The sequence below is a fragment of the Aurantimonas marina genome, from assembly GCF_017183135.1.
GTDB classification, from domain to species: domain Bacteria; phylum Pseudomonadota; class Alphaproteobacteria; order Rhizobiales; family Rhizobiaceae; genus Aurantimonas; species Aurantimonas marina.
On sequence record NZ_JADDXW010000011.1, the window covers coordinates 28,403 to 49,326 of the forward strand.

At 61.9% G+C, this 20,924-nt stretch carries 22 protein-coding genes; 5 read left to right on the forward strand and 17 right to left on the reverse strand.

Translation table 11 applies throughout. The features are described from left to right. Positions 1-128 precede the first annotated feature (128 nt). The gene (locus tag ING15_RS13150; RefSeq protein ID WP_206455280.1) at positions 129-2,159 is read right to left on the reverse strand and encodes a putative bifunctional diguanylate cyclase/phosphodiesterase; all 2,031 of its coding nucleotides are present in this window, start codon (positions 2,157-2,159) and stop codon (positions 129-131) included. A gap of 220 nt (positions 2,160-2,379) precedes the next feature. Further along, complete coding sequence (locus ING15_RS13155; protein WP_206455281.1) at positions 2,380-2,859, reverse strand: thermonuclease family protein; 480 nt, start codon at positions 2,857-2,859, stop codon at positions 2,380-2,382. A gap of 262 nt (positions 2,860-3,121) precedes the next feature. On the opposite strand from ING15_RS13155, the gene ING15_RS13160 reads away from it, so the two are divergent. The 4 genes from ING15_RS13160 (at position 3,122) to ING15_RS13175 (ending at position 8,409) form a co-directional block, all read left to right on the forward strand. Further along, entirely contained in the window at positions 3,122-4,945 is a 1,824-nt protein-coding gene (locus ING15_RS13160) for an ABC-F family ATP-binding cassette domain-containing protein (protein ID WP_206455282.1), read from the forward strand. Between the two features lie 269 nt (positions 4,946-5,214). Continuing rightward, on the forward strand, positions 5,215-6,381 hold the full coding sequence (locus ING15_RS13165) for a D-alanyl-D-alanine carboxypeptidase family protein (protein ID WP_332873823.1): 1,167 nt from the start codon (positions 5,215-5,217) through the stop codon (positions 6,379-6,381). A gap of 228 nt (positions 6,382-6,609) precedes the next feature. Then, positions 6,610-7,947, forward strand: a complete 1,338-nt coding sequence (locus ING15_RS13170; RefSeq protein ID WP_206455283.1) for a DEAD/DEAH box helicase — start codon at positions 6,610-6,612, stop codon at positions 7,945-7,947. 150 nt (positions 7,948-8,097) lie between these two features. After that, positions 8,098-8,409 (forward strand): polyhydroxyalkanoic acid system family protein, encoded by a 312-nt coding sequence (locus ING15_RS13175; RefSeq protein WP_206455284.1) that lies wholly within the window; start codon positions 8,098-8,100, stop codon positions 8,407-8,409. A 47-nt stretch (positions 8,410-8,456) separates the two neighbouring features. Here ING15_RS13175 and ING15_RS13180 read toward each other — a convergent pair whose 3' ends face one another. Then, on the reverse strand, positions 8,457-8,840 hold the full coding sequence (locus ING15_RS13180) for a hypothetical protein (RefSeq protein WP_206455285.1): 384 nt from the start codon (positions 8,838-8,840) through the stop codon (positions 8,457-8,459). A gap of 335 nt (positions 8,841-9,175) precedes the next feature. Between ING15_RS13180 and ING15_RS13185 the strand changes: the two genes are divergently transcribed. Continuing rightward, positions 9,176-9,517 (forward strand): hypothetical protein, encoded by a 342-nt coding sequence (locus ING15_RS13185; protein ID WP_206455286.1) that lies wholly within the window; start codon positions 9,176-9,178, stop codon positions 9,515-9,517. A gap of 71 nt (positions 9,518-9,588) precedes the next feature. Here the strand turns inward: ING15_RS13185 and ING15_RS13190 are convergent, their stop codons facing one another. The 14 genes from ING15_RS13190 to ING15_RS13255 form a co-directional block, all read right to left on the reverse strand. Next, complete coding sequence (locus tag ING15_RS13190; protein WP_206455287.1) at positions 9,589-10,059, reverse strand: hypothetical protein; 471 nt, start codon at positions 10,057-10,059, stop codon at positions 9,589-9,591. Beyond that, on the reverse strand, positions 10,056-10,409 hold the full coding sequence (locus tag ING15_RS13195; protein WP_206455288.1) for a flagellar protein FlgN: 354 nt from the start codon (positions 10,407-10,409) through the stop codon (positions 10,056-10,058). The genes ING15_RS13190 and ING15_RS13195 overlap by 4 nt, the downstream gene beginning before the upstream one ends. A gap of 10 nt (positions 10,410-10,419) precedes the next feature. Beyond that, positions 10,420-10,926, reverse strand: coding sequence for a rod-binding protein (locus tag ING15_RS13200; RefSeq protein ID WP_232845756.1), 507 nt, complete (start codon positions 10,924-10,926; stop codon positions 10,420-10,422). A 53-nt stretch (positions 10,927-10,979) separates the two neighbouring features. Beyond that, entirely contained in the window at positions 10,980-11,387 is a 408-nt protein-coding gene (locus ING15_RS13205; RefSeq protein WP_206455290.1) for a hypothetical protein, read from the reverse strand. Continuing rightward, a complete protein-coding gene (locus tag ING15_RS13210) occupies positions 11,384-12,139 on the reverse strand; it encodes a flagellar biosynthetic protein FliR (protein ID WP_206455291.1) in 756 nt (251 codons plus the stop codon). Before ING15_RS13210 ends, ING15_RS13205 begins: the two co-directional genes overlap by 4 nt. Further along, entirely contained in the window at positions 12,136-14,223 is a 2,088-nt protein-coding gene (gene flhA, locus ING15_RS13215; RefSeq protein ID WP_206455292.1) for a flagellar biosynthesis protein FlhA, read from the reverse strand. The genes ING15_RS13210 and flhA overlap by 4 nt, the downstream gene beginning before the upstream one ends. A gap of 153 nt (positions 14,224-14,376) precedes the next feature. Then, positions 14,377-14,646 (reverse strand): flagellar biosynthesis protein FliQ, encoded by a 270-nt coding sequence (gene fliQ, locus ING15_RS13220; RefSeq protein ID WP_206455293.1) that lies wholly within the window; start codon positions 14,644-14,646, stop codon positions 14,377-14,379. A gap of 5 nt (positions 14,647-14,651) precedes the next feature. Further along, positions 14,652-15,056 carry a flagellar hook assembly protein FlgD gene (flgD, locus tag ING15_RS13225; protein ID WP_206455294.1) on the reverse strand — a complete coding sequence of 135 codons (405 nt, stop codon included), beginning with the start codon at positions 15,054-15,056 and terminating at the stop codon, positions 14,652-14,654. Continuing rightward, the gene (flbT, locus tag ING15_RS13230) at positions 15,056-15,511 is read right to left on the reverse strand and encodes a flagellar biosynthesis repressor FlbT (protein WP_206455295.1); all 456 of its coding nucleotides are present in this window, start codon (positions 15,509-15,511) and stop codon (positions 15,056-15,058) included. The genes flgD and flbT overlap by 1 nt, the downstream gene beginning before the upstream one ends. 2 nt (positions 15,512-15,513) lie before the next feature. After that, positions 15,514-15,861, reverse strand: coding sequence for a flagellar biosynthesis regulator FlaF (flaF, locus tag ING15_RS13235; protein WP_206455296.1), 348 nt, complete (start codon positions 15,859-15,861; stop codon positions 15,514-15,516). Between the two features lie 149 nt (positions 15,862-16,010). Further along, complete coding sequence (locus tag ING15_RS13240; protein WP_206455297.1) at positions 16,011-17,096, reverse strand: flagellar hook-associated family protein; 1,086 nt, start codon at positions 17,094-17,096, stop codon at positions 16,011-16,013. Positions 17,097-17,107: 11 nt separating this feature from the next. Then, entirely contained in the window at positions 17,108-18,607 is a 1,500-nt protein-coding gene (gene flgK / locus ING15_RS13245) for a flagellar hook-associated protein FlgK (RefSeq protein ID WP_206455298.1), read from the reverse strand. A 40-nt stretch (positions 18,608-18,647) separates the two neighbouring features. Beyond that, the gene (locus tag ING15_RS13250) at positions 18,648-19,901 is read right to left on the reverse strand and encodes a flagellar hook protein FlgE (RefSeq protein WP_206455299.1); all 1,254 of its coding nucleotides are present in this window, start codon (positions 19,899-19,901) and stop codon (positions 18,648-18,650) included. A gap of 164 nt (positions 19,902-20,065) precedes the next feature. After that, positions 20,066-20,737 carry a response regulator transcription factor gene (locus ING15_RS13255; protein ID WP_206455300.1) on the reverse strand — a complete coding sequence of 224 codons (672 nt, stop codon included), beginning with the start codon at positions 20,735-20,737 and terminating at the stop codon, positions 20,066-20,068. Positions 20,738-20,924 lie beyond the last annotated feature (187 nt).

The following is a 20,924-nucleotide window of genomic DNA, read 5'->3' on the forward strand; positions in this document are numbered from 1 at the left end:
CCTTAACCGGAAACCCAGAGCTTTGGACCAAAAGATGAAATACGGTTCTTAGGTCATTCCCCGGCCTCGACCGGCGCCCGCGACAGGAAGCTGCCGCGGAGCGTTGATCTTGCTTTGGGAGGGTCCGATCACGCATGGGCGGCTGCGGCCGCGAACTTCGGGCCAGCCGAATTCTCAAACGATGCTGTTCCGACACCGCCGGGTTTGCCGATCAGATACCCTTGGGCGGCGTCGCAACCCAGGGATTTCAGCAAGCGCAGCTGCTCGACCGTTTCAACGCCCTCTCCCAATGTCGCGATCCCGATATCCCGGCCGAGTTGCGTCACTGCCCGAAGGACCGCCATGGAGCTATTGTCGGTCGCCGCCGTCGCCACGAAACTTCGATCGATCTTAATCCGGTCGAGTGGCAGGTCACGCAGATGGGCGAGCGAAGAATAGCCGGTTCCGAAGTCGTCCATCGCGACCTTGATCCCCAATGCCCGAAGCGCCTTCAACGTCTGGGCGACATGCGTGCCGTGGGAGACGATCGCCGTTTCGGTCAGTTCGACCTCGAGGCGATGCGCCGGCAGTCCACTTTTAGCCAAAGCCTGGGTGACGTGCGCAAATAGCAGCGGCGTTCGAAACTGCACCGCGGAGACATTGACGGCAACGTACATGCCGTCTCGCCATGTCGCGGCCTCGCGGCAGGCTTCGGCGAGAACCCAGCCGCCGATCGTCACAATGCATCCAAGTTCCTCCGCCAACGGGACGAAGTCGGCGGGCGAGACCAAACCGCGCGTCGGGTGGTGCCATCGGATCAACGCCTCGAAACCAACGGTCCGCTCACTCGTCAGATCGCGGATCGGCTGATAGACGAGACGAAACTCGTGGTTTTCCAAGGCCGTCATCAAGTCCGTTTCGAGTTGATGACGGGCGGTGGCTTTCTCGAGCATGCCCTCCTCGTAGGAAAACACGCGGTTGTGGCCGGTGCGCTTGGCCTCGTTGAGCGCAATGTCGGCGCACTGCATCAGCCCTTCGGCGGTCTCGGCCCGCTCGGTCCGGCAAATGCCGATGCTGCATCCCGTGAAAATGACATGGCCCAGAATCTCGAAGGGATCCGCGAGCGCAAGAATGATGTTGTATGCCATGCCGACAGCATCCTCATCAGTGCCGGAGACCAGCACGGCCAATTCGTCCGCGCCGATTCGCGCGACGAAATCGTCCGGCCCAACGACCCGTCGGATGCGATCGGCCACCTCCACCAGAAGGACATCGCCGACGGCATGGCCATACGTGTCGTTCACGATCTTGAACTGGTCGAGATCGACCAGCAGATACCCGGAACGGTTGTCCGAGAGAAAAGCGGTGTCGACCCGCTCCCGCAGCGCCCGACGATTGGCCAGTCCCGTCAGCGGATCGTGAGATGCCATTCGTTGCAACTGCTCATTCGATACCGCGCGCGTGCGGTCGTCGATGAGATAGCTGGATATGCCCGTGCCGAGAATGATCATGGCGCCGATCAGGATTGACAATGCCATGGCGGCGAACGCCGCGCTGTCCACGCCGGCTCCCACTCCCGCTATCGGCGACACCTCGAATGCCGCCATGCCCATGAAGTGGAGAGTGACGATAGAGACCCCCAGCAGTATCGTCGTGACATGCCGCTTCACGCCGCGCACCCAGCGATGGGCGGCGGCGACCGACGCGATGGCCAGGCCGACGGCCATCGCGATCGAACTCATGACATAGGCCTGATTCCACGAGACCAGGCCTTCGACGCGGTACGCAAGCATGCCGACATAGTGCATTGCGGCGATGGACAAGCCGATGACACCGCCACCGACAATCGTCCCGGAGCGGGCTTGCCACTTCGCACAGATAGAGAAGCCGATGCCCGAACCGACGAAGGCGATTAGGATCGATACCAGCGTGAGTACCGGATCGAAGGTCACCGCGGCCGAGGGACGATAACCGAGCATGGCGATGAAGTGGGTCGCCCAGATGGCGGAGCCGGCGCTGACGGCTGTCAGAAAATTCCAGCCATGGCGCCGTAGACCGTCATTGTGCAGCGCGCGCCGAAACAAGCTGATCGTCACAGCGGCGCCGACGACGCACATTAACGCCGCCAGCAGCACAAACGGAATATTGTGGTCAAGAACCACGCGGGAAACGACGCGCATCACGGTTCCAATCTCGTTGAGCCCTCCGGCATAACCTCCTAAGATTAAGGAATTGACTGATTATTCGACGCAATTTTTTCAGTGTGAGGGACGATGGACGCCACATCCGCGGCGGGCCGCCGGTGCTGGTTTTCCGTGGATGTCCATGCACAGGACGGCGTGACGTGAATGAGCGCGCTCGTTTCGGGTGCTGGATGATAGCCAGATCGAGTCCGACCGTTTAGCCGCACCATTTGTTGCCGCTGTTCGGCCATCGCTGCGCCAGACCTTCGGCCATCAGAACCTCGCCCGCATCACGGCCGTTCGCAAGCGTCACCGACACCAGCCGCCGTCCGTAGCGATCCAGTCCGCCGCCATGCAAGGAATACCCGCCGGACATCAGTGCTTGGAGCCTGTGGGTCGCCCGATTGCCTATACTTTTCTCGGCCGCGCAGCCGGGCTTCGAGACCTCGGGGGCGTCGATACCCGTCATCCGCCATTTCGTGCCAGCCTCCCATCCTGTGTCGCCATCGACGACGCAGGTCACGCGGACCGAACCGGAGCAAAGCGGAATGCGGCGTGCGGCGGAGCGAGGCCCGGTCGTTTGCGATGGTGTGGGAACCAAGCGTTCGAGCCGGTCGAACCATCCCTGCTCCCTGGCAAGACCGACACCCACCATGACCGCGAAAACTGTCGCAACCGATACGGCATCCCGGATCATGCGATACGGCAGCCACGAACGCCGCTTCCGTCGGAACCGGATGGGCTGGCGGGAATATCGCTTGCGCGGCGATGAGGAGGTCCAAGGGATCATCGCTCGAGATTAGCTATGGCTCGTAAACGGAAATTTACTTGGATCGCGAATCTTTCAAACAACTTATCCGCAGGTGTTGCACCCGTTTTGGAACGACGCACCAAGGGCTTGCGGCGACTCTGGCACTGCCGCCCTTCCCCCTTCTCCCCATCCCGGCTAGAACGCCGCCATGGCACCCCCTCCCCTTTTGCGCCTCGACGGCGTTCGCCTCACCTTCGGCGGCACGCCGCTTCTGACCGGCGTCGAACTCAACGTCCTTCCCGGCGAGCGCATCGCGCTGGTCGGGCGCAACGGCTCCGGCAAATCGACGCTGCTGAAGATCGCCGCCGGGCAGGTCGAGCCGGATTCCGGCGAGGTCTTCCTGAAGCCCGGCACGACCCTGCGCTACCTGCCGCAGGAGCCGGACTTCGGCAGCTTCAAGACCGTTGGCGCCTATGTCGCCTCGGGCCTTGGCCCGGCCGACGACCCGCACCGCGTGACGCGGTGCCTCGACGCGCTGGGGCTGACCGAGGAGATGAAGCCGGAGAACCTGTCGGGCGGCGAGGCCCGCCGCGCGGCGCTCGCCCGGACGCTGGCACCCGAACCTGATATTGTCCTTCTCGACGAGCCGACCAACCATCTCGACCTGCCGACCATCGAATGGCTGGAGGACGAAGTGCGGCAGATGAAGAGCGCCGTCGTCGTGATCAGCCATGATCGGCGGTTCCTGGAACGGGTCACTCGCGCCACCGTCTGGATTGACCGTGGCGCGGCCAGACGCCTCGATGAAGGCTTTTCCGGCTTCGAGGCCTGGCGCGACAAGGTGCTGGAAGAAGAAGAGCGCGACCTGCAGAAGCTCGACCGCAAGATCGTGCGCGAGGAGCACTGGCTGCGCTACGGCGTCACCGCGCGGCGCACCCGCAACATGCGTCGGCTCGGCGCCCTTCACGATCTGCGCCAGCAGCGCCGCGACACGCGTCGCGCCGTCGGTCAGGTGTCGATGGAGGCCAGCGCGACCCGGGAGAGCGGCAAGCTCGTCATCGAGGCCGTCGGAATCTCGAAGGCCTACGACGGACGCACGCTGATCGACAATTTCTCCACCCGGATCGCCAGGGGCGACCGGGTCGGCTTCGTCGGTCCGAACGGCATCGGCAAGACCACTTTGTTGAAGATGCTGATCGGCGAGCTCAAACCCGATTCCGGCAAGGTCAAGCTCGGCACCAATCTCGATCTCGCCTTCCTCGATCAGAAGCGCGCGGCGCTGGACGACAATCTGTCGGTGCAGAATGCGATCACCGACGGGCGCGGCGACCAGGTGATGGTCAATGGGGAGCCGCGCCACGTCGTGGGCTATCTCAAGGACTTCCTGTTCACCCCCGAGCAGATCCGCACCCCCACAGGCAAGCTCTCCGGCGGCGAACGGGCACGTTTGCTGTTGGCCAAAACTCTGGCGACGCCGGCTAACTTTCTGGTTCTCGACGAGCCGACCAACGACCTCGACATGGAAACGCTGGACCTCCTGGAGGAGTTGATCGCCAACTATCCCGGCACCGTGCTTCTCGTCTCCCACGACCGCGATTTCCTCGATCGCACGGTAACCAGCGTGATTTCGCCGGACGGCAATGGCCGTTGGCTGGAATATGCCGGCGGCTACACGGACATGCTCACCCAGAAGCGCGAGACCCGAAAGACCGAAGCCACCGGCGGCACCGCGGCGGCCAAACCACTGCGCCGCTCAGGTGGCTGGGGTGCCCAGCAGAGCGCGACGAGGTCCGGCCCCAAGCTCTCCTTCAAGCAGAAATTCGCACTCGAAAACCTGCCGAAGGAAATCGCCAGGCTGGAAGCGGCGATCGCCAAGGCGGAGGCCGAGATGGCCGATCCGGCACTCTTCGCCAAGAACGCCAAGCGCTTTGCCGAACTCGCGAGCGCGGTCGACAAGAACCGGGCCGCGCTGTCGAAGGCCGAGGACGAATGGCTGCAGCTGGAAATGCGGCGGGCCGAGATCGAGGGGTGAAGCCGTCTCCAGATTTGCGCCTAGCACTGGCCGTCTCGCAATCGGCATACGCACGATCGCAACCGAACGGAGGGATGGCCACGGGACAGCTTTCACGCTCTTCTTAATCGAAACCGCGTAGGACTGGGTGCATCCTGCATCTCACGACGCCGGTGAGCGGTCGCAGACGAAGTGAAACGGAGAGGCCAATGATCGAAGCCGCAAAGAGACCGGTATCGGATTCCTGTGATCTAGCGATTGAAGCGGGTCGGACACGGGCGGAGCAGATAGTGCAGCGGGCCAGATATCTCCCGACGCTGCTCGTCATGCTTGCCCTCGCCCTTGTCACCGTGCTGCCCCTCCCCGCACTGGCCTTCGAAACCACTGCCCCGACGGCTCTCCTCGTCGATTTTTCCACCGACCGGGTGCTCTACGAGAAGAACGCCGACGAAAGGATCGCGCCGGCGAGCCTGGCCAAGCTGATGACGCTGGCCGTGATCTTCGACGCATTGCGCGAGGGCACCGTCCAGCGCGATGATCGCTTCACGGTCTCGGAAAAGTCGTGGCGTGAGGGCGGCGCGGAATCTGGCGGCTCCACCATGTTCCTGCCGCTCAACTCGGAGGTCACCCTCGATGACCTAATCAAGGGCATCGTCATCCAGTCGGGCAACGACGCCACCATCGTCGTGGCGGAAGGCTTAGCCGGCTCGGTCGCTGCTTTTGCCAAGAAGATGAACGCCGAGGCCAAGAAGATCGGCCTGACAAACTCCCACTTCACGAATCCGCACGGTCTGCCCGATCCGGAGCAATATGTGACGGCGCGCGATATGGTGCGTCTGGCCGCCTATCTGATCCGCGAATTTCCGGACGAATATCCGCTCTTCGCCGAGGAAAGTTTCACCTTCAACGGCATCAAACAACAGAATCGCAATCCGCTGCTGCGCGTCGGCGCCGACGGGCTGAAGACCGGCCATACTGCCAAGGCGGGTTTCGGTCTCGTCGCCTCGGCCGAACGGGACGGGCGGCGCATCGTGCTGGCGATGAGCGGCATGCAATCGGCCGACGAGCGGGCGCGCGAGACGCGGCGGCTGATGGAATACGGTTTGCAGGAATTCGAGGAGGTGGTGCTGATCAAGATCGGCGAAGCCGTCGGCGAGATAGCTGTCCGCGACGGCGACGCCGAAACGGTGCCGCTCATCGCCGATTCCGAACTCCGTTTGCTGGTGCCGCGGGGCAGCCTCGCGGACGTGACGCGGACAATCCTCGACAACGGTCCGGTCGCGGCACCGGTCGCGAAGGGCCAGCGCCTCGGCTGGATACGGTTCTCGCGCGGGGACGAAACCGTGCAAGAGGTGTCACTGCACGCCGCCCAGCAGGTTGCGCGCACAAGCTTCTTGCGCCGGATCGGCCAGACGATTGCGAACCAACTGACCTGGCGCAGCGCGAAAGAGCCTTGACGCGCCGCACTTTAAAGCCGATATGCGTCCTCATCACGCCGTGATCGCGCAGCGCCTGCTTCTTTCTCGACACCATCAGGGTTTCGGGATTTTCGCCAGCGCCAATCGAATCGGCCCGCGGCTTCGGTCGAGGGTTTCGCATTTCGACACGGCCCGTCGATCCGTCCGCATGCGCGAAGACGATCGGCTTCTTCGCGGACGCACCGTCCGCATCCCGTAAGGCATCCATTGACCCATACCGATTTCAAGGCGTTCGGCCTGGCCGACACGCTTCTCGACGCGCTTGCGCGTCTCGACATAACGCAACCCACACCGATCCAGTCACAGGCGATACCCGCCGTGATGCAGGGTCGCGACGTCCTCGGCGTCGCTCAGACCGGCACCGGCAAGACTGCGGCGTTTTCGCTGCCGGTCATCCATGCGCTTCTGGAAAAGGGCGGACGTCCTGCTCCGAAGACGCCGAAGATGCTCGTCCTTACGCCGACACGCGAGCTCGCTTCGCAGATCGCAGGCAACGTCAAGGCCTACACGGCCGGCACGAAGCTAACCCATCATGTCATCTTTGGCGGTGTGTCCATCCGCCCGCAGATCGAGGCCATGCGCCGCGGCGTCGACATCGTCATCGCCACGCCGGGCCGGCTGCTCGATCTCGTCAACCAGCGCGCCATCATCCTGGGCGAGGTCCGCCACGTCGTTCTCGACGAGGCTGACCGCATGCTCGACATGGGCTTCGTGCGCGACGTCATGAAGATCGTCGGGCAGTTGCCGAAGGAGCGCCAGTCGCTGCTGTTTTCGGCGACCATGCCGCGCTCGATCGAGGACCTCGCGGCCAAGATCCTGACCAAGCCGGTCCGGGCCGAGGTCACGCCCGAAGTGATCACGGTCGAGAAGATCGACCAGAGCGTTTATCTCGTGCCTCAGAAGGCCAAAAAGCTGTGGCTGATCGAAAAGCTCGCCCAGCCCGAATTCGCCAAGGTAGTGATCTTCACCCGCACCAAGCACGGCGCCAACCGGTTGTCCGCCGATCTGGAAAAGTCCGGCATCGAGTCAGGCGCGATCCACGGCAACAAGAGCCAGGCGGCGCGGCAGAAGGCGCTCGCGGCCTTCCAGTCCGGCAACATCAACGTGCTCGTCGCCACTGACATCGTCGCACGCGGTATCCATGTGGACGATATCAGCCATGTGGTGAATTTCGACCTGCCGGAAGAGCCAGAAAGCTACGTCCACCGCATTGGCCGCACCGCCCGTGCCGGTAAATCCGGCATCGCCGTGGCGCTGGTCGATCCGTCCGAACGCTCGAAGCTGCGCCAGATCGAAAAGCTCACGGGCCTGACATTCGATCTGCAGAAGACCGATTACGCGGCCCATGTCGATCTGAACGCTCCCGAGGAGAAGCGCCCGCCTCGCGGCGCCAAGCCCCAGGGCCGACGCCCCGGCGGTGGTGGCCAACGCTTCGGCGAGGGTCGCGGCGCGCGTCCGGCGGCCGGCAACAAGGCCAAGCCCAGTGGCGGCAACCGGCGCCGGCGGAGCGGCGGAGGACAGACCCGTTCGGCCACGGTCGGCTGAGGCAGCGGCGCGCTTCTTTTGGTACAAATGCGAAGGGGCGGCCGCGAGGTCGCCCTTTTTTCGTCGTCAGCGACATCCATCGGCGAACCGTGAGTTGCGGAGCCAAAGCGCCGTCGCCATATGCCGGGCTGTTGCAACAAGGAGCCCCTGATGGCCGAAACGATCAAGGTCGACATTCCCCACAAGCTGAGCCGCGAGGCGGCCCGCACGCGGATCGAGGAAGGTTTCGGCAAGCTGCGGCAAGACATGCTCGGCGGCATGGTCAAGTTCGAGGATGTGTGGACGGACGGCCATCTCGACTTCCGGGCGCGGGTGATGGGCCAGTCGGTGACCGGACGTCTCGACGTTCTCGACGATGCCGTTCACGTCGAGGTCGATCTCCCTGCCTTTCTCGCGGCGATCGCCGAAAAGCTCAAGGGCCGCCTCCGCAAGGAAGGTCAGGTGCTGCTGGAGAAAAAATAGCCGAACGGGTCAGACGACAGCGGGCTGGATGTCGTGCGGAGCAACCCTCAGTTGCGGATGCCGGTCAGTGTTGCGTTCTCGGCGCGCACGGTCCCGCCGTTGTCTCCCGGCTCGATCGCGAGAATTTCGCCGAGTCCGGGAACCAGTGATCCCACTCTGACGCGCCAGAGCTCCCCGGGCGAGGCCAGATGGGCTTCCGAGCCGAAGACCATGACGATCTGGAAATCACGGGGCCTCAGCGCGGCCGCGCGAACCAGCTTGGGTACGGGTATGGCCCCCTCGACCAAGCCATCGGGCTTGTCCGTCGACCCTGTGATCATCTGGTCGAGAAGCGGACGGTTGAAATAACTGGGGTCCAGCGCGGATATGATGGTGACGGCTGAGAAGAAGCTGATCGATAGAAATCCCAGCCCTACCAATCCGAGATTCAAGATCCGGTCAGAGCGCGGCGCGGGCGGATACAAATCGTCCGGTGGCCACGCCTTGGCGGCCGGTTGATGGCGAATAGACGCGGACAAGAGAACCTCGAACCCTTGATATTCTCGACGAAAGCCGCTCAACGGCCTTGGCTACGGAACATCGCATTCACAGGTTAAGGCTTTCTGCCAATTTAACGAGATTAGTCGAAACGCCGATGTTTCAGCGTGGTGCCGATGTTTCAGCGTGGTAACGACATCCACCCTGGATAAATGCCGCAAAAGGCAGAGCCACCCGGCCCGCCAGATGTTGAGGATTTGTTTGCCGCCGCCGCGATACAATGCGTTTCATGACGATGCGTTCGACCTCGCCGCGCTCCGAGAACCGTATGGTGCCTCGTCGGCGCACCCGAATCCAGCCGGTCAAGATCGTGACCCTCGAACGGACGTTCCTTGAAGACGGCACGGCGATCGACCGCTCATCGAAGGGCGCGAGGGTCGGGCGATACGCTGCGCGTCGTCTACCGACCCTGATCGCGCTCTATGACGAGGTCGATCGCACGTTCCAGGCCGCCACGCTCGTCTGGACGCGCGGACTCCAGATCGGTCTGCGCTTTACCGGTCCCGTTATCGCCGCCAACCGGGCGGAAATCCTGCGTCTGACCGGCCGCTACTATGCGATCCCCGATTAGAAATCAGCGATAAGGACCCCACCGCGAGAGCGCAGAGCAGGCCCTGCTCCATCTGAACGCGACGAACGGGTCTACTGGACCTCGGGCCGCCCGTTGCGGATGTCTTTCTTGGCGATGTAGTCGAACTGCTCCACCAGGAGTTCGTGCACAAGCTCCTGCCCGTAACGTGCATTGACCGCGTCGCGAATCGAACTGGTCAAAGCGGTCAGATCGAAGCGCTGCGGCTCCTCGAAGTTGAAGCCGTCGGTCGAATAAAGGCGCCGAAATGCTTCGTCAAGGATGAACGGATCAGGCGGAACCTGGAGCTTTTGAGCCACCTTGCCGTCGATCGTGAAGACGAATTGCGCGAGAATATAACCTTGGATCGCCTTGTCCGCGATCATCGGGATCGTGATATTGCCGGTCTTACGGTAGTCGAGCCCTTCGAAATAGGTCGAGTCCGTCCCTTCGGTGGCGGCATCGGCGTTCTTCGAAGCCATGACATAGCTGGACCCGAGCGCCACAACGCAGACCCAAAGACCAACAGCCACCAGTTTGATCACGACCGGGCGGCCTTGCGCCCGAGCTGCAGGCTATAGGTGCCGTCGGATTCGGCGTCGGTAATCGAACGGGCGATCAACGCCGAAATCTCGTGGCTGGCGCGAACGTGCAGTTCAAGCGCGCGGCGGTTCTTCTCGATCGCCTTGGCCAGACCCGTCAATCGTTCCCGGGCGGCCCGGTCTTCCTCCAAAGCCTCGGGTCGACGCGCCAGACGGCTGAGTTCGAGCAGGCTCTGGTTCTTGCGGGCGGTGATCTCCATCAGATCGACGGGCTTACCGATGCCGAGCGCCTCGGTCTCGGTGGAAAGGGCGGCTTCGAGCCGATCAATGGCCTTTGCGAGCATGGTATCCAAGTCGACGTTCCTATTCTGCGGTGTCTTTGCGGATGGTCCCGGCCCGCGCGATGTCGTTTTGCCGGAGCATTTGATTCAGGCTGTCGCTGGCGGTATCGCGGCCGCCGACCGCACCGAAGCTACTGCCGGGCTCGTTGGCGATCGACGCGGCGATCCCGATGCCGCCCCCCTTGGCGAGTTCGTTGCCGATCTCCTCCGCCATCATCGAACGCCAGATCCCGCCCGCGGTCCCCGATCCGAAATAGCTTGAAGCTCCGGACGGCAACATCGATTCCACGAAGCTGCGCAGGACGAAGCCCTCGAACTGCTCAAGCGGCGGCACAGTGCGTGCTTCATGGGCGACAAGCGGGATGATGGGCGCAACCGGCGACGACGACGCGTCGTCAGGGGCCGCCGCATCGAGAAGCGCTGCGAAATCATCCGAAGCCGCATCCTTCACCGTACGAATATCGGGGACCTTCGACGTCGTCTGCGTCGGCTCAGTCTTTGCGGCGGATAGGAGGGGAGAAACGGTCATCGGCGACAGTCGGCTCATAGAGGGGCAAGTTCGCCTCTTGTATCGTGCCGGCCTTATTCGAAGCTTGTCCGCCTACGGGCGAGGAATCCGTCGACGCCGACTTCCAATTCTTTCGCCTCATCCTCGACGACCGTCGATCGTCGCGCCTCGTCACGAATCTTTTCGACGCCCTTCTCGGATCGACGGGCCGACTGAATCTTCTTCTCGATCTCGCTCTGATGCGCCAGATTGGTGCGCCGAGCCGCCTCGTTGCGTCTCAGATTGCGGACCTTGGCCCCTACGAACAGACCATGTAGCTGCGAACCGGTTCCAAGACTTGCGAGGAGTTCGGCGTCCGACCGGTCGATCTCGTCGCGTTCCTTGCGAAGATGTCCCAAGCGCCATTCCTCGAGCAGGCGCTTCTGCCCCTGCACCTTCATCAGGCGCTCCAAGCGTTGGAGTTTGGATCGGTTTTCGCTCATCCGGTCAATACCCACTGCTCGAAGTCCTGCATGAACAGAACCAGAAAATCGCTGATCACATAGCCAAACAGCACCAATCCGCCCGCCAGCACGAACGGCAACGAGATGAAGTAGATTGGAATCGTCGGCGTCAGCTTGTTGGCCAGCCCGATCGCGAAATTGACGATGACGCCATACAGGACGAAAGGGCTCGATATCCGAAGGCACAGGAGGAAAGCTTCGTCGAGGTTGTCAGTGATGTTGACGAGGGAGCCGCGTACCGAGAAACCCGCGGATGCGGGCATCGCGCTGTAGGATGCGACGAGAGCCCTGGCGATTTCGGCATGCAGGTTCAGAACGAAGATGAGCGTCGTGGCAGTCAGCGTCACCAGAGAAGCGACGGCGGGAACGGGACTCTGGTCATCAATTGGAACGCCCATCGCCTGGCCCATCCCGATGGAATTCGCGATGACATATCCGGCAAATTGCAGCGCGATCATGAAGCTGCGCCCGAGCAGCCCGATGAACAAGCCATTGAGGATTTCGGTCACGATCAGCGACAGCCGGGCATTGTCTCCCGACACTGTCACCAGCGGCTGCAGGACCGGCAGCAAGGCCGGGGACAGGGCCAGCGATACCGCGAAAGCCAGAAACAGCCGGACCTGCAACGGAACGCGGGAGGACGAGAAGCCGGGCATGAGAAGCAGGCAGGTGCCGACCCGACAGAAGATCAGGAATAGCGAGAAGACGATATCGGAGAGTTCCGCCGTCACGAGATCGAACCGATGGCCCGGATGTCGACGCCGCGGGCGATCTCGAGGTGCGAGAGAACCGGCAGATTGACGAAAATCCGCTCGATCATCATGCGGACGTAAGGCCGCGCGTCGGGGGCGGCGACGAGGACGAAGATCTCGCCCTGATCCATCTTCTCGCGGATGACCTTGGTGGCTTCCGTGGCGAATTGCTCGACCAGGCGAGGATCGATATCGAATTCCGTGACCTCGCCTTTCGCGTCCCGCTTCAACGCCTGGTGGAAGGCGAGATCCCACTGGTTGCCCAATCGCAGGACACCGAGCTTTCCGTCGTGCAGAAGATCGCCGCAAATCTGCTGCGCCATGCGCATGCGGACGTGCTCGACGATCTGCTCGGAACGGCGCACATGCGGCGCGATCTCGGCGATCGCCTCCAGAATGAGGCTGAGGTTGCGGATCGACACCCGCTCCGCCAGCAGTAGCTTCATAACGGCCTGCAAGCCCGAATACGACATGTGCGAGGGAATGATCTCCTCGATCAGCCGCTTGTATTCTGGCTCCAGACGGTCGAGCAGGGAGCGCATGTCCTTGTAGGATAGAAGCTGGGCGAGGTTGTTGCGGATCGTCTCCGACAAATGCGTCAACATGATCGAAAGCGTGTCGATCGGCTCGAAACCCTGGCGCCGGACTTCGGCGGAAAAACTCTCCGGGACCCAGGCGGCGCGCATGCCGAATGCCGGCTCCTTGGTGAGGTCGTGCGGCACGTCCGGTACAGACGCTTCGCCAAGAACGACCATATGTTCGCCGAGCCGCAATTGCTGCGAGGCGACCGTGGTTCCGTGAACCTTGATTTCGTAGGATTTCGCCTCGATGGCAAGATCGTCGGACAGTTTGATTTCCGGCACCACGAATCCGTAACGTCCGGCAAAACGCCGGCGCATCTTCTGGACCCGGTGGGCGAGTTCGTCCCGCTGCAGCATGAGATGTGCCGACGTCTGCTTGCCGAGAACGAGTTCGATTTCGACGATCTTCAGCGACTCCTTCACCGAGGTGCGTTCGGCCTCCCGCGCCACTTCCTGCTCCTGAGCGCGGTCTGCGTCAGCCTTGCGGATCACCTCCTGGCGGCGCTTCGGCACGAGATAGGCGACCAGTGCGAGCAGTGTGGCCAGGAACATGAATGGCAGGAACGGCAAGCCCGGCATGAACCCGAGCATGGCCATCAACATGGCCGAGACCGCCAGAGCCCGCGGGTAGAAACCGAGCTGGCCGATAACGGCGGTCTGAGCGGCGCCGCGCGTTCCGCCCTTGGACACGAGAAGACCTGCGGCGAGCGAAACGATCAGAGCAGGAATCTGCGAGACCAGTCCATCGCCGACCGACAGCTTGGTGAAGACTTCGGCGGCACTGGCCGCGTCCATATCGTGCCGACTGATGCCAATGATGATCCCGCCGAAAATATTGACGGCGGTGATGATGAGACCGGCGATGGCATCGCCGCGCACGAATTTCGACGCACCGTCCATCGAACCGAAGAAGGCACTCTCCTCCTCAAGCTCCTTGCGGCGCGAATGCGCCTGCTTGTCGTCGATCAGACCCGACGACAGATCCGCGTCGATCGCCATCTGCTTGCCGGGAATCGCGTCCAGGGTAAAGCGCGCACCGACCTCCGCAATACGTGACGCGCCCTTGGTGATGACGAGGAAGTTGACGGTGATCAAAATGAGGAAGACGACGATGCCGATGAAGAAATCGCCCCCCATCACAAACTGCGAAAACCCGCCGATCACATGGCCTGCCGCGTTCACCCCCTCGTGACCCTGCGACAGAATAACGCGCGTGGTCGCGATGTTGAGCGACAGGCGCAGCATGGTTGCCAGCAGGAGGACCGTCGGGAAGGCGGAGAATTCGAGCGGCTTATGGATCCAGAGCGAGACCATCAGGATCAGCACCGACAGGGCGATCGACAGCGCCAGGCCCATGTCGATGAGGAAAGCCGGAATTGGAACGAAGAGGACGGTGAGGACGAACACGACCGCGATCGCGAATCCAATATCGCGGCCGCCTTTGGTTTCGGCGGATACGGGGTCCAGCGTGTCGACAGCCATGGCGCTACTCTCTACGGCAAGCGTTCAGCCGGGAGATGCGTCGCGATCCTCACGACTGCTTTCCACCGTTCCCCCGGCCGTCCTGTTCGTCGCAGACGAAGATTGCTCAAGGCTGGCGTCGGCTATTGGGCGGGAGCCAAGCCAGCAAATTGGTCAGTTGAAGCCGTTTTCGATACGGGAGTAGGACTCCTGCGTGAATGCGTAGACCTGCGCTCCGGTGAAGGAAGCCGTCAGCGCGATCACGACGAAGATCGCCAGGATCTTGGGAACGAAGGTGAGCGTCACTTCCTGGATCTGCGTGAGAGCCTGGAACAAGGCGATCACCACTCCGACGCCCATGGCGGCGGCCACCGCCGGACCTGAGGCCGTGACGATGGTCCAGACGGCGGATTGGACGATGTCGAGAGCGTCGGCTTTGTTCACGTGGTCTACTCCACCATCAGGCCAGGGCCGAGCGGCAACGTCCGGCCGTCTTCGAGCAGAGCTTCGACGCCGCCCTCGACCACTCGCACCGCAGCGACCGTGCCCGAGAGCGAACCGTCGGCCGACGTCGCGGTCCGTCCGATCAGCGAATTCGCCTGCGTCAGAGCCGACACCATCATCAGCGAATCCAGCTTCTTGTTCGTCTGGATCGACTGTTCGACATTGGAGAAACTGGCGAACTGCGCGATGTATTCGGTGGAATCCGTCGGGTTGAGCGGGTCCTGATTCGACATCTCCGCAACCAGGAGCTTCAGGAACGCGTCGTAATCTAGACTGTTCTTGCTGGTCGCGGTGGCAAGGCTCGCGCTGGTCGATGCCGGCGTGGTCGAGGTGACGGCGCCAATACTCATCAAAAGCCTCCCGCGGCAAGCCGCAGTTCGGGTGTCTTGGATGCGGCCGGTCCACGCGGTGCCGTGGTCCCCCGCAGGATACCGTCCTCGATCGGGATGAGCGTGCGCAGACGCTTCAACGCCTCGAAACAACGTTCCCTCTCGACCAGGCCCTGAATATCGGCGAGACCGTCGACGACATCATTGTTTCGATAGGTTCCGAGCATGGTCCCGAGGGTCTTCCCGAACAGCTGGCGGGCGGCGTCGGCACTGTTCGGGTCCATCAGCATCATCTGGACGATGAAATACAGCTGGCGCAGCGGTGTCGTGGCCTGCTCGGCCTGCATAACGTGGCTCTCGAGCAGAAAGGTGACGTCGTTGAGAAACTCCAGCGTGGTCTTGCGATCGACCTTCAGGACGGCGCCGTTGACGAAGATGCGTTCGCCGGCCCGTAGCGTGATGCGAAGCGTCGCCATCCCTAGTTCAGCCCGTTGCGGATCAGCGTGGTGATCTCGATGATGCCCTTGAAATTCTGGGATTTGCCGATCCGGATGTCTTCCGCTTCGCGCATAATCCACAGACCGATCGAGATCAGTTCGGCGCGGAGCGCTTCCGGTAACCCGTTCTCAGCGCTCGCAAGATCCTCCACCAGGATCGCCCACAGGCTCCGGGTCGTGTAGATAGCCTCGATGGCGTCGCGCGAACGTGGGCCGCTGGCCTCGGCGGATTTGAGCAGCGCGATCGAATGATCGAGCGCCTGGCGCTCGCGATCGCGGGCATCGACTTCGACGTCCTGAGCCACTTCCGCGTAAGAGAACTGATACATTCCAACCCCTTGTTGCCCACCCGGATGACGCATTAGCGCCGAGCCGGGTCTTGCGGTCTGTCATTTGTTGCGATCGGAGAGCCGGCAAATTCCGCCCCGCCGGATTTTTACTGCGCCCCGACATCAGCGCCGGACGCCGGCCCCCGTGCCTACAGGTAGTTCAAGATGCTTAGGCGCGAGATCCGCGCAGTCAGCGCATAGGAAGTCTCCAGCAAATTCATCAAGTTGGTCACCCGCGTCGAAGCCTCATACGGATCGACCTCCTCGATCGAGGTGATCGACATGTTCAAAACCGTGCTGCGGCCTTTCAGCGACTGGTCGGCTCGTTCCAGGCGAGCCTGGCTGGCGCCAATCTCGCTCTGCATCATGGTCAACTGGGACAATCCCTGGCTCAGACTTTCGACCGCCCGGCTTGTGAGAAGCTGACGCGACTCCTCGTTCATCCCGAGGGCGCCGAGGTCGCCCAGCATCACGTAAGCTTTGGTGATGTTGCGAAACGCCGCGGCATCGGCCGCATAGCTGACATTGATCTGGCTTTCGCCATTGATGACATTGTAAACGGGCGTGCCGTCAGCGTTCGACCAGTTGGCCCAACCCGAGCCGGCGGTCGGAGCAAGCGCGAACAGATCGTCGAACTCGGTGTCGATGAAATCGCCCAGATCCGCGGCACTGATCGTTTCCACGGCCGGGTCGTTCTGATCAAATCCGAACTTCGCCAGAAACGCGTCAGCGGTCGCCTCCTTGGCCGTCGAATTGTCGTCGTAGGTTCGCGCGAGGCCACCTCCGACCGTCTGGAAGGCGATGGGCGCCTTCTCGGTGGCCGCACCCGAGAAGAGGAAGCGTGATCCGGTCGAACTGTTCAACGCCGCCATCAACTGCTGAAGCCCGGCGGCCGCTTGCTGCACCGTCGCGGAAATGCCGGGCGTACTGGTTCCGTTGCCCACCAACGAATTCATGAACGCGTCCGCCGTCGCGGCCATCGAGGTCATGGCCGTCTGCATGACGTCGAAGCGCTGACTGATCAGCCCGTTGGCTTCGCGCAGGCGGTTCGTGCTCTCGAATTCGGCGCGCAGCGAGATCGCCTGGCTGGTACGAACCCCGAGGGCCAGCCCGACGTCTGCGAAGCGGCCCGTCGTGACCTCCTTCTGTGCGACCTGGAGATCGGCCTGAATATTGGAAATAGCCGTACGCGGGGCTGTCGAGAGCGAAAAGCTGGATACGAGAAAATTCGACATCGGGTCTCCGATCAGGCGATCGCAAGGAGGGCGTCGATCATCTGGCCGACGGTGGAGATCAACTTGCTCGACGCCTGATACGAGCGTTCAAGGTCGAGAAGCCGGGTCATTTCCTCATCGAGATTCACGCCGGTGCGGTTCGACAACGTCTCCCGGGTCTGGCCGAGAAGTACTTTGCCGTAATCTGCGTCCGCCGTCGCTTCGGATCGCCGGCTCTCCAGCCATCCCATCGAGGCGGCGGCGTAGTCGCCCAGCGTTCCCGTCCCACCCGCTCCCAGCGTGACGTCGAAGCTTCGCGACGTCGAGAAATTCGCGACGAGTTCGTTAATTCGGGAGGTAAAGCCGCCGGCGTCCTTCAGATTGTAGACGAAGCGCGCTTCGTCGGCCTGGTCGGCGTGAGAAATACCGCCGTCTCTGAGGCGCATCGGATCGCCGCCAACGGTATTATCCACTCCGACGGCGACCTGGATCAGTCCGGCAAGGCCAACGATCGCCGCGGACGAGCCTGGCACGGTGGTCATGCCCTTGGCGGTGAACAGCCCGGCATAACGGTTTGTGTCCGGAGCGGCGGGGGGCGGAGCGGGATTTTGCTCCGTCTCGGCAAAACTGTCGACCAAGGCGTATGCCAGCGCGTCTAGCTGGCCCTGGAAAAGAATCGCGGTTTCATCACGCAGTTGCAACAGACCGAAAACACTGCCGCTCTTGATCGGCATCGGCGCCGATGGGCCGAAGACGCTGACGCCGTCGATCTTGAACGCGCCGCCACTGACCGTTGCACTGTAGGCTGGCGTCGGCTTGAACTCGACCGGACGCGCCGTCGTTTCGAACAAGGTGATGCCGGAGTCGGTGGTCAGAACAAGATCGTTTCCAGCCCGCATCTGCACGTTGAGGCCGACATAGCCTGACAATTCGGAAACGATCTGGTCCCGGCGATCCACGAAATCGGTGATGTCGGCATTGGTTGCCGTGCCAACCGTCACGCGCTTGTTGACGGTTTCCAGTTCGGAAAGAAGCCGCGTCATGGCCGCCGCCGCCTGGGTCAGCTGCGCATCGGCATCCTGCCGCATGTCCTGCACCGCCGAACTCGCGCGGTTGAGGCTGCCGGCCATGTCTTTCGCGGCGGACACCGCAGCCTCGGCGGAAGACGGACTTTCCGGCGTGACGGCGAGTTGCGACAAGGCGTTCTGAAGCCCGACAAGCGATGCCGCCGGGGAATCCGGCGCGTCGACATCTCCGATGACTTCCCGAACTCGATTGAGCCCATTCGCGGTCACCTCGACGGCGCCGACCGTCGCGGTCGAGGTGACCAGCGAACGAAAGAGTGCCTGATCCCGCGATTGCGCGACCGAAAGGATCTGAATACCGCCCTGTCGGCTGGTGCTCAGACTGGCGTATTTCCGGGTCGCCGACGGGTTGTCGACATTGGAGATATTGCGTGAAACGAGCGCGGACTGCGCCGAGACACTCGCGAGCGAGGCGCGCGCGTTCGAAAATGCTGAAAGAAGCGACATGACGTGGGAAAGTCCTTGGCGGACGCCGGCCGAATGCGGCTCAGCGCTTCAGATTGACGAGTACGTCGAGAATTTCCGAGCCCGTCTGAAACACCTTCGAATTGGCGCTGTAACTTCGCTGGGCCTCGATCATATCCGTCAGTTCGGTGGCGAGATCGACATTCGATTGCTCGACGGCTCCGGAAAGAACACTTCCGAATCCGTTGCCGCCGGGCGTCCCGATCTCCACGGTTCCCGACGTCGACGTCGCGCTGTAGACGTTGCCGGTCGAAGCCGCGAGCTGATCGGGACTCTGGAAGCGGGCGAGGTTCATCTGGTAAAGGGGGATGACGCTGCCGGTGCTCAGAATTCCGTTGATCTGTCCGTCGTCAGTAAAAGCGAACTCGCTGATCACGCCGGCCGGGTTGCCATCGGCATTCATCTTGGCGCCGAAGTCGGTGGCATACTCGGTGAGGTCACTGAAATTGACCGTCACGTCCGTGCCGTCCGACAGCGTAAGTGTACCCGCCGGAGGGGGCGTGAAGGGAAGGCCGCTCGTTCTGTCAAACACGATGTTTTGGGTCAGCGGCGTCCCGGCATAGGGAAAGCCGCCATCCGTCGATTGGGCACGATCGTAGATCGTGACCTCCCACGTACTGTCGGTGGACGCGTCCCCGGCGGTCTTGGTGAAGTACGCGTCGAGCGTCCGCTGTCCGCCAACATTGTCGTAAACGACGAGCGACAGCTTCTTTGTAAAGACGCTATCGGCCACGTTGTTAGCGGGAGATTTCGTCGGGTCTGCGATAGTTGTCGCCGACGTCGGGAACTGCAGGGAAAGCTCCGCCGTCGTCGTCGCCGCCGGCGCGATCAACTTGCCGACCGGCAGCTCGATCGCTTCGGTCCGTGCATTCGCCAACGACGTGCCGGTCAGCCGGTAACCGGCGGCATTCACGAGATAGGTCTTGTTGGTTTCGGCATCGGTGCGCTGAACGAAGGAGCCAGCGCGGGTATAAAAATCGCGCCCGGCTGCGTCTTGAACAACAAAGAAACCATCACCCTGGATCGCCAGGTCGCTCGCCGACGAACTCGCCGAGATGCTGCCCTGCTGGCTGATCATCTGACGAACCTGCGTCTTGACGGCACCGGAGTTGTACTCGTTGCCACTGTTCGCAACCAGCAGCGAGGAAAACTCCGTCGTGCCGCGCTTGTAGCCGTTGGTACTGGCGTTGGCGATGTTCTCGGAGACTACCGACAGGCGGTTTGCCTGAGCGTTCATACCCGAAACACTCGTTCTGAAGACGCCATTTATGCTCATTGTCCGCTACTCCATGTTCACGACTTGCGGCCATGAATAGGTAGCGAAGCTTGCGTCGGCCTGATTGTGAAGTGACTACGTAAATAACATTCGGATAAGAAAAGGCCCCGCCAAATATATTGGCGAGGCCATTTTTTGTTAATACTTTAGTAACCAATTCGCCCTTACTCAACCCCTATCCCGTAGCCGAGATAGCGCTTCGACGAGACGGGATCATAACCAAGGCGCATCTTCAGCTTCTTGCGGAGCTTGGAGATATGGCTCTCGATGACGTTCTCCTCGACGTTCTCGTCAAAGATGCCGTAGATCGCGCTGAACAACTGCTGCTTGGAGACACGACGGCCACGGTTGGCAACCAGATATTCGAGGATGCGACGTTCGCGCCGCGGCAGTGCCATGGGCTTGCCGGCAACGTCGGCGTCTCGCCCATCCTGATAGACGGCGATTTCTCCGACCACCGTGCCCGTATCCTCGGCGCTTTCGCGGCGACGAATGGCGCCTACCCGGGCCAGAATTTCCCGCACATGGACCGGCTTGGCGACAACGTCGTCGACCCCGGCCGCGAACAGATCGAGTGTACCGTCCAGATTGCGGCTTTCGGACAGTGCGATCATCGGCGCATTGGAGCGAGACCGGATCAGGCGCGGGCAGAACTTGCGCTCGTCAAAATCTCCGAGAAGGAAGGCTTCGACACCGGAAATATCCGACTCCGGCGCGGTTTCGACCCACTCGCGGAATTCATCAGCATGGAAACCGGCCGCCGAAACGCCCTCGCGTCCAAACAAGGACTGGTAGCCACTCGTAACAAGCTCACGATTGTCGACTACAACGATCATCTTACCCTCCGGCCTTCGACGTTTATGTCTGTGAACAAAGACCTAACCTGACCCGAGTCTTGCGCCTATCCTCAAATTTAGTAGTCCGTTAACCATCCGCGCGGAATTTCGCCTAAGTATCGAATCCGACTCACGAATTTTTTTCGTAAACAAAGTCTTAACGGCTGCCATTCGCGAAAAATGGCTG

What these genes read in the sequence shown, in the direction of transcription:
- ING15_RS13150 (WP_206455280.1), bottom strand. Translation starts at nt 2,159, where the DNA reads ATGCGCGTCGTTTCCCGCGTGGTTCTTGACCACAATATTCCGTTTGTG.
- ING15_RS13155 (WP_206455281.1), bottom strand. Translation starts at nt 2,859, where the DNA reads ATGATCCGGGATGCCGTATCGGTTGCGACAGTTTTCGCGGTCATGGTG.
- ING15_RS13160 (WP_206455282.1), top strand. Translation starts at nt 3,122, where the DNA reads ATGGCACCCCCTCCCCTTTTGCGCCTCGACGGCGTTCGCCTCACCTTC.
- ING15_RS13175 (WP_206455284.1), top strand. Translation starts at nt 8,098, where the DNA reads ATGGCCGAAACGATCAAGGTCGACATTCCCCACAAGCTGAGCCGCGAG.
- ING15_RS13185 (WP_206455286.1), top strand. Translation starts at nt 9,176, where the DNA reads ATGACGATGCGTTCGACCTCGCCGCGCTCCGAGAACCGTATGGTGCCT.
- ING15_RS13200 (WP_232845756.1), bottom strand. Translation starts at nt 10,926, where the DNA reads ATGACCGTTTCTCCCCTCCTATCCGCCGCAAAGACTGAGCCGACGCAG.
- ING15_RS13205 (WP_206455290.1), bottom strand. Translation starts at nt 11,387, where the DNA reads ATGAGCGAAAACCGATCCAAACTCCAACGCTTGGAGCGCCTGATGAAG.
- flhA (WP_206455292.1), bottom strand. Translation starts at nt 14,223, where the DNA reads ATGGCTGTCGACACGCTGGACCCCGTATCCGCCGAAACCAAAGGCGGC.
- flgD (WP_206455294.1), bottom strand. Translation starts at nt 15,056, where the DNA reads ATGAGTATTGGCGCCGTCACCTCGACCACGCCGGCATCGACCAGCGCG.
- flbT (WP_206455295.1), bottom strand. Translation starts at nt 15,511, where the DNA reads ATGGCGACGCTTCGCATCACGCTACGGGCCGGCGAACGCATCTTCGTC.
- flaF (WP_206455296.1), bottom strand. Translation starts at nt 15,861, where the DNA reads ATGTATCAGTTCTCTTACGCGGAAGTGGCTCAGGACGTCGAAGTCGAT.
- ING15_RS13240 (WP_206455297.1), bottom strand. Translation starts at nt 17,096, where the DNA reads ATGTCGAATTTTCTCGTATCCAGCTTTTCGCTCTCGACAGCCCCGCGT.
- flgK (WP_206455298.1), bottom strand. Translation starts at nt 18,607, where the DNA reads ATGTCGCTTCTTTCAGCATTTTCGAACGCGCGCGCCTCGCTCGCGAGT.
- ING15_RS13250 (WP_206455299.1), bottom strand. Translation starts at nt 19,901, where the DNA reads ATGAGCATAAATGGCGTCTTCAGAACGAGTGTTTCGGGTATGAACGCT.
- ING15_RS13255 (WP_206455300.1), bottom strand. Translation starts at nt 20,737, where the DNA reads ATGATCGTTGTAGTCGACAATCGTGAGCTTGTTACGAGTGGCTACCAG.